Annotated in this window: 10 protein-coding genes; 3 read left to right on the top strand and 7 right to left on the bottom strand. The window is 71.1% G+C overall.

The window, feature by feature from the left end; all coding sequences use genetic code 11:
- Positions 1–70 precede the first annotated feature (70 nt).
- The 3 genes from OG219_RS35675 to OG219_RS35665 form a co-directional block, all read right to left on the bottom strand.
- Positions 71–829: an NUDIX hydrolase gene (locus OG219_RS35675; protein ID WP_266833603.1), complete on the bottom strand. Its 759-nt coding sequence runs from the start codon at positions 827–829 to the stop codon at positions 71–73.
- Between the two features lie 131 nt (positions 830–960).
- Positions 961–3,090 (bottom strand): glycogen debranching N-terminal domain-containing protein, encoded by a 2,130-nt coding sequence (locus tag OG219_RS35670; RefSeq protein ID WP_266833601.1) that lies wholly within the window; start codon positions 3,088–3,090, stop codon positions 961–963.
- A 323-nt stretch (positions 3,091–3,413) separates the two neighbouring features.
- On the bottom strand, positions 3,414–5,195 hold the full coding sequence (locus OG219_RS35665; RefSeq protein ID WP_266833599.1) for a DUF4192 domain-containing protein: 1,782 nt from the start codon (positions 5,193–5,195) through the stop codon (positions 3,414–3,416).
- Positions 5,196–5,328: 133 nt separating this feature from the next.
- Here OG219_RS35665 and OG219_RS35660 point away from each other — a divergent pair, with 133 nt between their 5' ends.
- Both OG219_RS35660 and OG219_RS35655 read left to right on the top strand, forming a co-directional pair.
- Complete coding sequence (locus tag OG219_RS35660; RefSeq protein ID WP_266833597.1) at positions 5,329–7,509, top strand: RecQ family ATP-dependent DNA helicase; 2,181 nt, start codon at positions 5,329–5,331, stop codon at positions 7,507–7,509.
- 221 nt (positions 7,510–7,730) lie between these two features.
- Positions 7,731–8,366: a hypothetical protein gene (locus OG219_RS35655; protein ID WP_266833595.1), complete on the top strand. Its 636-nt coding sequence runs from the start codon at positions 7,731–7,733 to the stop codon at positions 8,364–8,366.
- 437 nt (positions 8,367–8,803) lie between these two features.
- Here the strand turns inward: OG219_RS35655 and OG219_RS35650 are convergent, their stop codons facing one another.
- The 3 genes from OG219_RS35650 to OG219_RS35640 form a co-directional block, all read right to left on the bottom strand.
- Complete coding sequence (locus tag OG219_RS35650) at positions 8,804–9,424, bottom strand: hypothetical protein (RefSeq protein WP_266833593.1); 621 nt, start codon at positions 9,422–9,424, stop codon at positions 8,804–8,806.
- Positions 9,425–9,492: 68 nt separating this feature from the next.
- Positions 9,493–10,194, bottom strand: a complete 702-nt coding sequence (locus OG219_RS35645; protein ID WP_266833591.1) for a ribonuclease HII — start codon at positions 10,192–10,194, stop codon at positions 9,493–9,495.
- A gap of 176 nt (positions 10,195–10,370) precedes the next feature.
- On the bottom strand, positions 10,371–10,994 hold the full coding sequence (locus OG219_RS35640) for a TetR/AcrR family transcriptional regulator (protein WP_266833589.1): 624 nt from the start codon (positions 10,992–10,994) through the stop codon (positions 10,371–10,373).
- Positions 10,995–11,167: 173 nt separating this feature from the next.
- On the opposite strand from OG219_RS35640, the gene OG219_RS35635 reads away from it, so the two are divergent.
- Positions 11,168–12,727, top strand: a complete 1,560-nt coding sequence (locus OG219_RS35635) for an MFS transporter (protein WP_266833587.1) — start codon at positions 11,168–11,170, stop codon at positions 12,725–12,727.
- Positions 12,728–12,864: 137 nt separating this feature from the next.
- On the opposite strand, the gene OG219_RS35630 is transcribed toward OG219_RS35635, so the two are convergent.
- Positions 12,865–14,322, bottom strand: coding sequence for a DUF4173 domain-containing protein (locus OG219_RS35630; RefSeq protein ID WP_323183364.1), 1,458 nt, complete (start codon positions 14,320–14,322; stop codon positions 12,865–12,867).
- Positions 14,323–14,652: the final 330 nt, after the last annotated feature.

The following is a 14,652-nucleotide window of genomic DNA, read 5'->3' as shown; positions in this document are numbered from 1 at the left end:
GGACGGGACTCGGGGCGCTCACGGGGACACTCCGGCCCTCAACGCCCGGACCTGCGTTCTCCGCTCTTCGTCAGACCTCGGGGCGCAGCATCGGTGGATTGAGCAGCGTGGCACCGCCCGCGCGGAAAAGCTGGGCCGGCCGGCCGCCCTGGCGGGTGGTCGTACCGCCCGTGGGCACCAGGAAGCCCGGAGTGCCCGTCACCTTGCGATGGAAGTTGCGCGGGTCGAGCACCACACCCCAGACGGCCTCGTACACCCTTCGCAGCTCCCCGACGGTGAATTCCGTCGGACAGAAGGCGGTGGCCAGCGACGAGTACTCGATCTTGGACCGGGCGCGCTCCACGCCGTCCGAGAGGATCTGCGCGTGGTCGAAGGCGAGGGGTGCCGCCTGCTCGCCGTCACGGCCGTAGCCGCCCTGCTGCAGCAGCTCCTCGACGGGCGCCCAGCGCGCGCTGTTGGCGTCGCCGCCCGCCCTGGGCGCGGGCAGATCGGGGGCAAGGGCGAGATGGGCGACGCTGACCACCCGCATCCGCGGGTCGCGCTTGGGGTCGCCGTACGTCGCGAGCTGCTCCAGGTGTGCACCGTTGTCCTGGGCTGGAGCGGACGGGTCGTGGGCGCACAGCCCGGTCTCCTCGACCAGCTCACGCGCCGCCGCCTGCGCCAGATCCTCGTCGGTCCGTACGAAGCCGCCCGGCAGCGCCCACCGACCCTGGAACGGCTGCTCGCCCCTGCGTACCGCCAGCGCACACAGGGCGTGGCGGCGCACTGTCAGCACAACCAGGTCCACGGTCACGGCGAAGGGCGGAAAGGCTGACGGGTCGTAGGGCATGCCGCGATCATAGTCGTCTGCCTGACGATAAACACGCCCTTCGCCGACCGCTTCCACGGCTGATCCACTTCCGTCCGGTACAGGTCTCCCCGACCGCGGCCGGTCGCCGTCCGCAGACGCTTCACGCAAGGTCACACTCCCAACTGCAGCCCTTCTGCCGCTTCCTCGACCATGGCCAGGCCGAGCCTGCTGACGCGTACGGAGAAGGGGGCGCCCGCGATCCGCAGCCCCGTCAGCCCGATCTCGCCCAGCGGAGCGCTGCGGACCGGGCGCAGAGTCACCGTCCCGGCCGGGGCGTCCGGGCGGATCCCCGCGAGGGCGGTGAGGAGCAGTACGCCCGCAGCGGCCGCCGTGGCCGCGGGTCGGCAGGCCGCGGGATGGGCCAGCGGCGCGCTGCCCTGCGCGCGCTGCTCCCCCGCGTACATCTCGGGCAGCCGGTGGCCGAAGGCCTCGGCCGCCGCGAGCACTCCGCGCAGCAGCGAGCTCGCCTCCTTCTCATAGCCCGCGGCGGCCAGCCCCGCGACGGCGACCGCGCTCTCCTGAACGCGTACGGCGCCGGCGCGATGGCCGAACGGGTTGTACGCGGCCTCCTTCACCCCGAGGCTGCGCAGCCCCCACCCCGAGTCCATGTCGGGGCCACCGAGCAGCCGCGCGAGCTGCTCGGTCTGCACCTTGTCGAGCAGGCCGGGGGCAGTCGCGCCGGAGCCGAGCAGACCGGTGTCGAGGAGGTGGGCAGTGGCTGCGCCGAGATGCGGCACGAGGCGTCCGTCCGGGGAGCGGGCGGCCGCCGGTCTGCCTCCTCCCCGGTCTTCCACCCAGAAGTCCTCGCGGAACGCGGTCCGCAGCGCCTGGGCCCACTGCCGCAGCCCCGCGCTACCCGGCCGGCCGTGAGCGTCGAGCAGGTCGGCGCCCAGCAGCGCCGCCCGGTGGGCGTGCGCCTGTGTCTCGCAGCGGAGCGGCCCGCCGGGGTACGAGTCGGGGAGGTAGGTGCTGTCGCCGACAGCAGTCCGCAGCCACTCGAGGCACCGCTCGGCCGTGGGCAGAAGCTCCTCGACCTCTTGCGCCGCGAGCCCCCAGCGCCGGGCCTCCGCGAGGAGCACGGGGAACAACAGGGTCGCCTCGGTTGCCGTGCACCCCGGCGGCAGGTGCGGGCCCGCGTCCCTGCGCGGTCCGGGAATCAGTCCGGACCGCGGGCCCGCGAGTTGGGTACGCGCGAGACTCCGCAGGGTGCCCGCTGCGAGCCGGGTTCCGAGCGGCAAGGTCATACGCGCCGCGGCCAGCGCTTCGGCCGGGGCCAGGCCGCACCGCCAGGGAGCCCCGGCCGCGAGGTGTGTGTCGGAAGGGTGCCCGGGGTCCCGCACCAACAGAGCCCGGAGATCCTCGACGCAGGAGTGCAGGAGTGCCTGGACCCTTGGGTCGTCGCCCGCTGCCCGGGCCTCGGCGAACGGGCTTGTCGAGCCGCGTCCCACCGCTCTGCCGACCCCGGCGCCGTCCGGCCGGACGCGCAGCTCCACGCTCCGGGTGCCGCCGGGCGGCAGTTCGAACTCCCAGCGGAGCAGTCCAGCGGAGGCCAGTGCGTCGGTGGGCGGCGGATCGGCGGTGACTGCCGAGTGTCCTGCGGCACAGGACCAGCGCAGGCCGGAGTCGTGGACGCTGGCGGGCAGTTCGGGCCCGGCTCTGCCCGCGGCCACCGAGCTCAGTTCCGCGAAATCGGTACCCAGGGCGACTTCGACGGGCAGCCGAAGCGTACGGGTGGCCGCGCTCCGCAGGGTGATCCGCTCGGTGCCGTCCGCGTGCCGTGTCCGTTCGACGACGACGTCGGGATCCGGGCCTCCGTCGGCGGAGGCGCGCAGCGTCCCCACGAAGCGAGCACGGTCGGCCGCGAGCATCCGGGCCTGAATCGCGAGCGGTTCGCGTCCGGCGACCCGGACCTGGCACCGGGAGAGCATCCGCCGTCCCGCGCGGTAGAAGCCCTCCAGCCCCTGGCCGGTCAGTTGCCCCTGATCCGTGGAGATCGCCAGTCCCGGCAGGGCAACACAGATCAGGGCAGTGTGGACGGGGGGCAGGTCCACAGTCCGGGGCGGCGTGGGCAGCGACGCTTGGGGAGCCAGGGAGCCGCCTGCCGCCGTGAAGTTGGGCCGGGCGCTGTCCCTTGCAGCGCGCGGGTTCAATGGGCCGCTGCGACTCGTGAAGGGCTGCGGGGTCTTGCGTAGGGGCGGACGGTCGCCGTCGGGGGCCGAGGACGGGGTGGGCAAGGACATGGGGCGGTTTCCTCCGCGCTCGGCGCGCCTTGGGCGCACTCGGCGCCGGGTGGGGGCTCCGGAGGGTCGGGGACGTTGCGGCGGCGCGGCCCGGGCCACGGTTCCGCCACTCAGGTGAACGGAGCGGCCCCGCCCGGGGTCACGCTCTCGGCCGGGCAAGCCGACCGAATGGCGGTGGGGCGGCGGGCGGGGCGTGACGCGCCGCCGAAGTGCACTGTCGGCATGCTCGGCGTCGCCGACGCTCAGGCCCGGGGCTGCGCAGCCGTTGTCCCCTGCGCGCCGGAGGTGCCGTACGCCGTCGTCGGCTCGATGGGAGCCGGTGCTCACGTGTCTTCCTCCGCACCATGCCTACCGCCCTCACGGCGGGCCCGTGACCGATTGCTCGCGCCCTCGGCAGCACGTCCTGGTCCGTCCCCGGCGGGCGAGACCCCATCCGTGGGCCGACGCCGCCGGGCACTGCCTCCCCCAGGAGTCCGTCGACTCGGACGCGCTTCGCCGCTCCCTGCCGGACGCGCCCGGCGACGGCGCCGGGCCGCGGTACCTGGCGGCTGAGACGCTCCTTCGCCCGGACCAACGTCGGTCGAGGACGCCACGACGTCGAGTGACTGTGACAGGGCCACAGGTCCAACCACTGGTCCGGCCGACCGGGAACCCTGCGCCGGTTCAGCTGCCTCGAGCGGTGCCGCGAGACCCTTGGGCTGCTCGGTCCCCGCTACGACACGGTCGGTGCGTTCCGCGCGCAGGCAGCGGCGGACCGATTCCGGGTCCAGGCCCTCGTTGCACGCCTGGTGGAGGAGGCGGGCGAAGAGGTAATCGGGATCGGCACCGAGAGCCATGGCCAGAGCCTCGCGCGCTTCAAGCTCGTCACCGGTCGACCAGGCGACCCACCCGGCAAGCGTGAGGGGTGCCGCGGCGTGTTCGCGGTAGGGGCCGACGCAGCGGCGCGCCAAGGCTCGCCACAGCCGCAGGGCGGGTCCGGCCTCCTTGCCCTCCATCCACTCGGCGGCACGGTCGCGGGTCGTGCGGTCCTGAAGACCGAGGATCAAGGTGGCCGCCTCCTCATACTCCACGAGGCCGTCGTCACGCAGGTCCGCCGGACGTGTCCCGGACACCGGTGGAGCGTCGGCGAACCGAACCATGACCCGCTGAGCGAGTTCGAGGGTCTCCTTGGCGACAGCGGCACGGTTCTCGCCGTCCAGAATCCTGGGAACGAGGGCCATGCTCGCCGTGTCGAGCGCGACTTCCTGCTCCAGCGCGACCGCCGTCTCCCACGGAACGAGCCTGGCCGTCAGTTCCCGCAGGGTGCCCCGCACCTGGAGTCCGGCATAAGTCGCGGCCGCGGCGAGAACCGAGGTGCCGGGCAGGCCCATCGACTCACCCTCGGGCGAACAACACCCCTGGCCCGGGCAGCAGTACGACCAGAAGCGACCGTCGGAGATGCAGAGGGCCTCGATCACCGGAACGTCGAGGCGGCCGCAAGCCGTACGCAGCAACTGCGCCAGCGAGCGCAGCCGTTCCATGACCTCCCGTCCCGTCTCACCGCGTGCCGGTTCCTGGCAGAGGTAGGCGACCATGCTCTCGGGACGGACACCTCGGCGCTCACTTCCCTTCACCAGCCCCTGCGCCAGCTGCTCGGCCACGGACGGCCAGTCGTCGGCGTTGGCGGGGATGCCGAGTCGAGCACGCCCGCCGAAGCGACCGCGCCGCTCTCCGTCGTGCAGGGCGACCAGCACGATGCTGTCCTCGGGCCGGTACCCCAGCAAATACGGCAGGGCGTCGGCCAGTTCCGCCGGTGTGCGCAGGGTCACCTGATGCTCGCCACACGGGCCGCCGGGGGCGCCGTGTCCCGCGCGCTGCCCGCGGGTATCGGCCGCTGGATCCGGCTCGGGGGTGCCGTGCCCCGTGTACTGCCCGGTCCCGCCATGGCCCGCGCGACCGGCGCCGCCAATACGCCCGGCCGGCTCCGTGGGCTCGACTCGCCCGCCACCGAATCCGTTGTCGGACGTGTCGTCGGACCTTTCGTCAGACCTTTCGTCAGACCTTTCGTCGGACGTCTTGCCGTACATGTCGCCGGACCAGCCGGCCGCTTCGTCGTGATTCGTCATGCCGTGACCATCCCGCGAATCTCAAAATTCCGCTTTGCCCTGTGGATAACCATGACCATGAACACGACAGGATTTGTCCACAGCTCACCGGCCTCGTTCGCGCGATGTCCGACCCATCGGGTTGCATGGGGCCATGACCAACGAAGACCCGCGACCCACGGCCAGTGAAGAACTGCGTATTGCGGCCGATGCCGTGCTGGCCCGCCTCGTCGGCGCCCGGCCCGGCGAGGCCCGGCTGCGCGAGGATCAGTGGCGTGCCATTGAGGCCCTGGTGGCCGACAAGCGCAGAGCCCTGGTCGTGCAGCGCACCGGCTGGGGCAAGTCCGCGGTGTACTTCGTCGCGACCGCCCTGCTGCGCGAGCGCGGCGCCGGGCCCACCGTCATCGTCTCGCCGCTCCTCGCGCTCATGCGCAACCAGGTGGAGGCGGCGGCACGCGCGGGAATCCGCGCGAGGACCATCAACTCGTCCAACACGGAGGAGTGGGAGACGATCCAGGCCGAGGTCGCGGCGAGCGAGGTCGACGTTCTCCTGGTGAGCCCGGAGCGGCTCAACAATCCCGACTTCCGGGACCAGGTGCTGCCCAAGCTGGCCGCAGCGACGGGCCTGCTCGTGGTCGACGAGGCGCACTGCATCTCCGACTGGGGCCACGATTTCCGGCCGGACTACCGTCGGCTGCGCACCATGCTCGCCGATCTCCCGCCCGGCGTTCCCGTCCTGGCCACCACCGCGACGGCCAACGCGCGCGTGACGGCCGATGTAGCCGAGCAGTTGGGTACCGGAGTCAGCACGGACGCCCTCGTCCTGCGCGGGCCGCTCGACCGGGAAAGCCTGAGCCTCGGCGTGCTGAGGCTCCCGGACGCCGCCCACCGGATGGCATGGCTCGCCGAGCACCTCGGTGACCTGCCGGGCTCGGGCATCATCTACACGCTCACCGTGGCCGCCGCCGAGGAAGTCACCGCCTTCCTGCGCCAGTGCGGGCACACGGTGGCGTCGTACACCGGAAAGACGGAGAACGCGGACCGTCAGCAGGCCGAGGAGGACCTGCTCGCCAACCGCGTCAAGGCTTTGGTCGCCACCTCAGCGCTGGGCATGGGCTTCGACAAGCCCGATCTCGGATTCGTGGTTCACCTGGGTTCGCCCTCCTCCCCCATCGCGTACTACCAGCAGGTGGGACGCGCGGGCCGCGGAGTGGAACACGCGGAAGTGCTGCTCCTGCCGGGCAAGGAGGACCAGGCGATCTGGCAGTACTTCGCATCGATCGCCTTTCCTCCGGAGGAGCAGGTGCGCCGCACGCTGGATGTACTGGCCCAGGCAGGCAGGCCGTTGTCGCTCCCCGCCCTGGAACCACTGGTGGAGCTGCGCCGGTCCCGCCTGGAAACGATGCTCAAGGTGCTCGACGTGGACGGGGCGGTGCGGCGCGTACAGGGCGGCTGGATCTCCACGGGCACACCGTGGACGTACGACACCGAGCGCTACGCCTGGGTGGCCAAGCAGCGGGCGACCGAGCAGCAGGCGATGCGCGACTACATCACGACGACCGGCTGCCGTATGGAGTTCCTTCGGCGGCAGCTGGACGACGAGGGAGCGGCACCGTGCGGGCGCTGCGACACCTGCGCGGGAGCCCGGTTCGAGGCGTCCGTGTCCCCCGGGGCGCTGGACACGGCCAATGGCGAGCTCGGGCGCGCGGGCGTCGAGGTCGAGCCCCGGAAGATGTGGCCGACGGGCCTGCCGGCGGTCGGCGTCGACCTGAAGGGACGTATCCCGGTCGGCGAACAGGCCGCGCCGGGGCGCGCTTTGGGGCGACTCTCGGACATCGGCTGGGGCAACCGGCTGCGGCCGATCCTCGCGCCCCAGGCACCGGACGGACCCGTGCCGGACGATGTCGCCAAAGCCGTGGTCGGTGTGCTGACCGACTGGGCGAAGGGACCCGGCGGCTGGGCCTCGGGGCAGCCCGACGCACAGCCTCGCCCGGCCGGTGTCGTCACCGTGGCCTCGCGGGCGCGTCCGCAGCTCATCCAGTCGCTGGGCGCGCGGATCGCGGAGATCGGCCGGCTGCCGCTGCTGGGTTCCGTGGAGTACGTCGGTGCGGCCGCCCAGATCTCCCGGAGCAACAGCGCCCAGCGGCTCAAGGCGCTCGACGGAGCACTCACCGTGTCACCCGAGCTGGCTGCCGCTCTGAAAACAGCGGACGGTCCCGTGCTGCTCGTGGATGACGCGACGGAGACCGGCTGGACTCTCGCGGTGGCCGCGCGCATGCTTCGACGAGCCGGTGCGCAGGGGGTGTTGCCGCTGGTCCTCGCCGTGCAAGCGTGACTCTCGTGTCGCCACCAAGAACAGTGGGCAGGGATATAGGCGACGTATAGCCGGAAACCGGTCGGTGGCCCCAATTGCTCGTTGCCGCATCCCAGTTCGACAGGAAGAATTGGGATCGCTCCCCGCACGCCTCATCGGTGGTCCGGTAGGGCTGTGCCGCGGCGCGCTCCCCCAAGTCCGACCCCCGCCCGCAGTGTGGGCGCGTAGCCGAAGGGAGGAACGTGACCTTCGGATTCGCTCCGTCCTCGGCGGCATCCTTGTCGACGTCTGCCGATCTGTCCGCCGCTTCCACCGACCCGCTGGCCCGGATGCTCGAACCCGCCGAGTGGGCCTCCGCCGGGATTCCGCTGCTGCGCAATCCCCGTGAGGTCGTCAGCGGACTGCACGCGCGGCACCGGCCAAGGCCCGCGACCGCGGTCGTGGCCGTCCTTGATCCGGACGAGCGGCTGAGCGCGAGCGCCTCGTTCACCCGGCGTCCCGATCCGGCGGACGGCTGGATGTTCCGCAACGCGCTGCTGGCGCAGCTGCGCCGGGTCATCCCGCACGACCTGCGGCGCCGCACTCCGGTGCGGACGGCTGTGCTGCTCTACTGCCGTGACGGCGACGCGCGTTGGACGGAGGAGGACGGGGCGTGGATGTGGGGGCTGCGGGACGCCTGCACGCTCCACGGGCTGCGCTGTGGGGCGTACATCACACTGACGCGTGACGGCTGGCAGGTCCTCGGCGAGGGCCGCGGCGGACGCCGTCCGAACACGGATTCACCCCCGGAGTCCTTCACGGCGACGGAGGCACCACCGCTGCTGCCACGCACCGGCGGCGCCGCCTCGGAGGTACTGCGCCGGGCAGCCGCCCGCTGAGCCCGAGTCATTCGCAGCCCAAGGCCGCTGCCTCCGTCAGCCAAAAGCGGGGCGACCAACCTCCCCGGCGCGCCGACAGGGCGTACGGCTACTGAGAGGACGTACGGCCAAGCGTCACGAGGAAGCACCCGCGCAGGCCGGCCGAGATGGCAGCACCTGGCGAAACGCGTCTCGAACCCCCGCCTCCGAGGCCGCAACTGTCGTACGCCCTGTACCGGCACGCACGATCCCGGCAGCACCCGTCCGTACGCCAGTGCCGCCGACAGGCCCCGCATGCGGCAAGCTCGCAAGGAACACCGGCTGGGGGCACCGCCGATGGAACACCCCGCACCGGCGCGCAGTCATCCGCGCACGTCAGGATGACCGCCGGACAGGTGCCGCCGTGGCGGCACCCTCAGCGTCCCCCGAGCGAGCCCCGGACGAGGTCCGGAGCGCGCTCAGACCCCCGCGCCCAGCACCGAGTTGATCTGCTGCGGGTCACCGCAGACGATCAACAGGGCACCGGCCCGGCCAAGGGCCAGTGGCAGGGCGGTGGCGGCGACAGGGTCGGAACCGCCGTTGACGGCGACCACGACCACGGGACGGGACACGGCCCGGCCCACGGCTGAGGCGTCGGCGTAGAAGACGTCGTCGCCCGCGTCGTGCTGCGCCCAGTAGGCGGCTTCGCCGAAGGAGAGTTCGTGCGCGGCCCACGGGTGCGGTTCGCCGGTGGTGATCACCAGCACCTCACCGGGGGCGCGGCCCGACTCCAACAGCAGGTCGACGGCTTCTTCGGCGGCGTCCAGCGCGCCCTCGACCGAGGCCGGGATGAGCTGGATCTGCGGAGTGGCGGCTGCAGCCGCCGGGGCGGACGGCCCCGGAGCGGCCACGACCGGCTCGCGCGGGGTGCGTTGGGCCGGCATCGGCCGGACAGGACCCGGGCGGCCGGGACGCGGCGGAGCCGCGGGACGGGGACCAGGTACGGGACGGGGGGTCGGCGCGGTGCGGCCACTGGCCGGAGTGGCGCGGGGACCCTGGGCACTCTCGTGAATCTGAGGCTCCTCGGGAATGAGAGGCATGAGCTGATATTTATCAAACGCCGGTGCGACTCGCGTCGGCGGGTGGCACATGAGTGCGAGCGGAACCGTCAGAAGTCGAAGCCGAGCTGGCCCTCGATCTCCGGAACGCTTCCATCCGCCCAGCTGCGGACCTTCTTGAGGTGCCGCCACTGGGGCAGCGCATCAAGATACGCCCATGACAGCCGGTGGTACGGGGTGGGGCCCCGCTCCTCCAGTGCGGCCTTGTGCACGGGCGACGGATACCCGGCGTTGGCCGCAAAACCGAAGTCTGCATGGTCGATACCCAGTTCGGCCATCATTTTGTCGCGCTGAACCTTGGCGATCACCGAGGCCGCCGCGACGGAGACGCAGGACTGGTCGCCCTTGATCACCGTACGGACCCGCCAGGGAGAGCCGACATAGTCGTGCTTCCCGTCGAGAATGACCGCGTCCGGACGCTCGGGCAAGGCCTCCAGCGCGCGTACGGCCGCCAGCCGTTGGGCGGCCGTCATCCCCAGGTTGTCGATCTCCTCCGGAGACGCATGACCAAGGGCGTACGAAGTCACCCATTTCTCCAACTCGGCTGCGAGCGCGGTACGCCGCTTGACGGTCAGGAGTTTGGAGTCGGTGAGCCCTTCCGGGGGACGACGCAGTCCCGTGACGGCGGCGCAGACGGTGACCGGGCCGGCCCAAGCGCCGCGCCCCACCTCGTCGACACCGGCAATGATCTTCGCTCCGGTCGTTGCGCGGAGGGAGCGCTCGACGGTGTGGGTGGGTGGTTCGTACGGCATGGCGTCATCAGACTACGCCGCCCGGAGCCCCTCGCGACACCCTGGTTTCCCCGAGCGACCACGGACTCCCCGGCGAGGCCCGACCAGACACCCTGAGCGACATCGATCGGACTCGTCGACCAAGACCGATCAGGCACCTCGAGCCAGGTGGATCAGGCACCGAACTCAAATGCCGCTCAGACAGCCTCCCGCCGCAGCAGCGGGACCATCAGCTGGTCGATCATCTCCTCCAGATCCCGGTCGCTCCATTCGCTCGCGCACACCTTTGAGCGGTACATCATCATCGCCGGAATGGCATCGAAGACGTATGCGTTCGCGGCGTCGGGTCGCACCTCTCCCCGCTCCATTCCGCGATTGATGACCTCGCGAAGAAGGTGCAGGGTCGGCTCGACGACCCCGCCGAGGATCACGGCATGGAAGCGTTCGGCCTGGGCCGCATCGCATTCGTAAAGAACTGAGCGAAGCGCGAAACCGGGTTGCGAGAACATCGCCTCGCGCACCCGCCGGCACAGTTCGAGCAGGTCCTGACGGACACTCCCGAAGTCGGGCGCCTCCGTCAGGCTCGGCAGTCCGGCCTGGAGCGCGTCCGCGACAAGGTCCTCCTTGGACGGCCAGCGGCGGTAGACCGCGGCCTTGCCGGTCTGGGCGCGCGCCGCGACACCCTCCATCGTGAGGCCGTTCCAGCCGACCGTACTGAGCTGCTCCAGCGCGGCCTCGAGGATCGCCCGTTCGAGTACGGCACCGCGTCGACGCGGGGAGGCCGTCTGAGCGGGGGCGGCCGTCCAACGCGAAGTAACCATCTGAGTGTCTCCGTTGAGCATGAGGGAGCGGGGTTTCCAGGGCTCGGCGAGCGGTCGCGTGACGTCACGCGGCAGAGACTTCAGTGAACGCTTGCGTTCACTGTCGGGGACTCACTACCGTTGACGCAACAGTGAACGCGAGCGTTCACTAACGCACTTGTGGGGGACCCATAGTGACAACCTCTCAGTTGATTCAGGACGGCCCAAAACCAGGAGCGGCCCGTCGGGAGGGACATCCCGGCATCGCACTCACCGTCATCGCTGCCTGCCAACTCATGGTGGTACTCGACGCGACGATTGTGAATATCGCCCTACCGCACATTCAAGACGCGCTCAAGTTCAGTACGACCGATCTCACCTGGGTGGTCAGCGCCTACACCCTCACCTTCGGTGGCCTGTTGCTACTCGGCGGGCGCGCTGGCGACATCCTCGGTCGGCGCCGGGTCTTCATGACCGGCATCCTGCTCTTCACCTTCGCCTCACTGCTGGGCGGATTCGCCCAGGAACCCTGGCAGTTGCTGGCCGCGCGAGCCCTCCAGGGAGTCGGTGGCGCGATCGCGTCGCCCACCTCGCTGGCCCTCATCACCACCACGTTCCCCGAAGGCCCGGAGCGGAACCGGGCCTTCGGAGTCTTCGCCGCGGTCTCGGCCGGCGGCGGCGCCGTCGGGCTCCTCGCGGGCGGCATGCTGACCGAGTGGCTCGACTGGCGCTGGGTGCTCTTCGTCAACGTGCCCATCGGTGTGCTGATCGCCGTGCTCACACCGCTGTACATCAGCGAGTCCGAACGTCATCCCGGACGCTTCGACATCTCCGGCGCGCTCACCTCGACAGCCGGAATGGCCGCCCTGGTGTACGGGTTCATCCGCGCCGCGGAGGAGGGCTGGCGTGACAGCCTCACCATCGGGTCCTTCGGCGCCGCGATAGTGCTGCTGGCGGCCTTCGTGTTCATCGAGATGCGGGCCAAGGAACCGATCACCCCGCTGAAGATGTTCGCCGACCGCAACCGCTCGGGCACGTACGTGATCATGCTCAGCCTGGCCGCGGCCATGTTCGGCATGTTCTTCTTCATCGTCCTCTTCGTGCAGAACGTACTGGACTACACACCCATCGAAGCAGGCCTGGCCTTCCTGCCGGTGACGGTCGCGATCGCGATCGGCGCAGGTCTCTCCCAGCGGTTCCTGCCTGTCCTCGGGCCTAAGCCGTTCATGCTCGTCGGTTCGGCGCTCGTGGCGCTCGGGCTCGGCTGGCAGACCTTCATCAACCCCGACAGTTCGTACGTCGGTGGGGTGCTCGGCCCGATGCTGCTGTTCGCCTTCGGCATGGGGTTGAACTTCGTCACCCTGACCCTCACCGCGGTCTCCGGTGTCGCCGTCCACGAGGCGGGTGCGGCCTCGGGCCTGCTCAACGCCACGCAGCAGGTGGGCGGCTCGCTCGGTCTCTCCATCCTGACCACGGTCTTCGGCTCGGCCAGCCGCGACGAGGCGGAGAAACAGATCCCGGACTTCATGGCGAACGCCTCGGTCGAGCAGAAGGCCGAGTTCGCCAAGACACAGCAGCTGCCCGCCCCTTGGGGTCACGAGGTGCTCGCCAACGGCATTTCGACCGCCTTCATCCCGGCCGTCGCCATGGCCCTACTGGCTCTGGCCACCGCGACGTTCGTGATCCGGGTCCGCAAGAGCGACCTGGACGCCCTCGCCGGCACGGCAAGCACAGCAGGGCCGGCCGGAGGCTGACGCGGGCTGCGGAGGGCCGGACCCGGGGTCCGGGGACCGACGGCGAGGACGCCGGTCCGGCCATCCGCAGGAAGACCGCGTCTCAGCGGCCCGGGTCACCTCAGCGACAGCTGTCGCCCAGTGACCCCGGGCCAGTCTCACCGGTACATGAGCTCGTCGCTCAGCCCGTTGCACGCGCTCCAGTCCGCATCCTTCGACACCGGCTGGTCGGCGAGAATGTCCCGGGCACGCGCCTCCCCCCAACTGGTGGCGTACCAGGGTTCGCCGCCCTCCTCCAGGTCAGCCGCGATGGATCGCAGCGCACACGAACGCATCGGTTCCTTCAGCTGGTCAAGGGCGGGTACCGCGTCGGCGGACAGGCCGCGCGCGTAGTCGAGGTCGAACTTGCCGGTGTCCTCGTACCGCTGGACGTTGCGCTCGGCGATCAGGCCGTCCGGCGACATCAGCCCGAACGCGAGCACACCCGCGGCCGCACTCGCCGCGACCACTCGCGGCAACCAGCGAGCGCCCCACACTCCTGCCGCCATGATCAGCACGATGACCAGGCCCAGCCAGAGCTCCACGGCCACCACGGAGACCCTCAGCCGCGTCAGCCCATAAGCCTCCACATACATGTCCATACGCCGCACCGCCGATGCCACGACAACGAGCGCCAGCACGCAGAGAGTTCCCAGCACACCGCGCACCAGCTTCCGGTCGCGCCCGCCGTCACGCGGCGCCCAGCGCAGGGCGAAGACGATGACGAGCAGGGTCAGGAGCGTGACGAGGAGCAACTGCCAGAAGCCCTGGCGCGCGTATTCGGCGTACGTCTGGCCGGTCTTCTTCAGCACGGATTCGTATCCTCCGAAGAGGACGGCGAGTTGGACGGCGTTGAAGGCCGCGAAGAGCCCGGTGAGCACGATCAGCGGCAGCGCCCACTCGAGTCGGCCGCGGGGGCGTCCCGCAGGCACTTCGACCCGGTCCCACTGGACGGGCGCGGCTGCCGTGTGCGCCACCGCGAGCGCGCCGACCAGGCCGAGCAGCAGGAGCAGGAAGCGCCAGGGTCCACCGGAGACGGAAGCGTCCGGCACCAGACCACCGAGCAGATCCGCGAAGGCAGCGTCGGCGCCCGCGAACAGCGCCCCGAAGACCAGCAGCAGAACCGCCGTCACGGCGAGCGCGCGAAGCCCCGCTCCGACGTTGCCACGGGTGCTCCCGGACCGTTCGCGCAGTCCGCGCCAGCCCCACGCGGGGCCGGTGACCAGAGCATTGAGTATGCCGATGGGGCCCAGCAGGACGGCCGGCCAGGTGCGGCCGCCGTGCACCGCCATCGAGCCCAGCGCGACCGCCGCGACCACGGCCAGGAACGAAGGCCAGTCCGCGTCGCGCAGGGCGGGCACGGACAGCAGGGCGATTCCGCCGATGCCCCAGACGAGCGTCCACGCGCGCGGGCGTCGTCCCGCGGCCTGGGCGGCGAAGTACGCGGCGAGCGCGGCCGGAATCGCGACCATCACGAGGTTGAGCGCCAGACCGTCACCCAGGAGCAGCATGCTGAGCAGTCCGGTGGCCAGCGCGGCCCACAGTGTGGCCGTACGCACCGGGGCGGGGGCCTCCACCTGAAGCTCGGCAAGCCAGGGAACGGGGACCGGCGACAGATTGGCCCAGTCCGTGTCCTCGTCCTTGTCGAGCTCGGTCACGTCACCCTTGGAGGCGGATCCGGGGACGGCGTCTTCAGGATCACGAATTGCGCTCGAACCGACGCTCTCCGGCGCATCGGGCTCGGCATCTCCCGGTCGCGCGGTCCCCTGATCTCTCGGCTCGGACGTGGACGGTATGTCGGACACGGAACCCCCTCCCTGCCGGTCCTGACGCAGCCCACAACACGCCGCTACGGCGGAAGGGCTGGTGACCGGTGTCTTGTCGGCGCACGCCCGGCATGATCAACA

The sequence above is a fragment of the Streptomyces sp. NBC_00038 genome (assembly GCF_026343635.1).
In the GTDB taxonomy this organism is placed as follows: domain Bacteria; phylum Actinomycetota; class Actinomycetes; order Streptomycetales; family Streptomycetaceae; genus Streptomyces.
The sequence above is the reverse complement of the archived record's forward strand: the minus strand, read 5'-3'. Positions and strand labels throughout refer to the sequence as shown.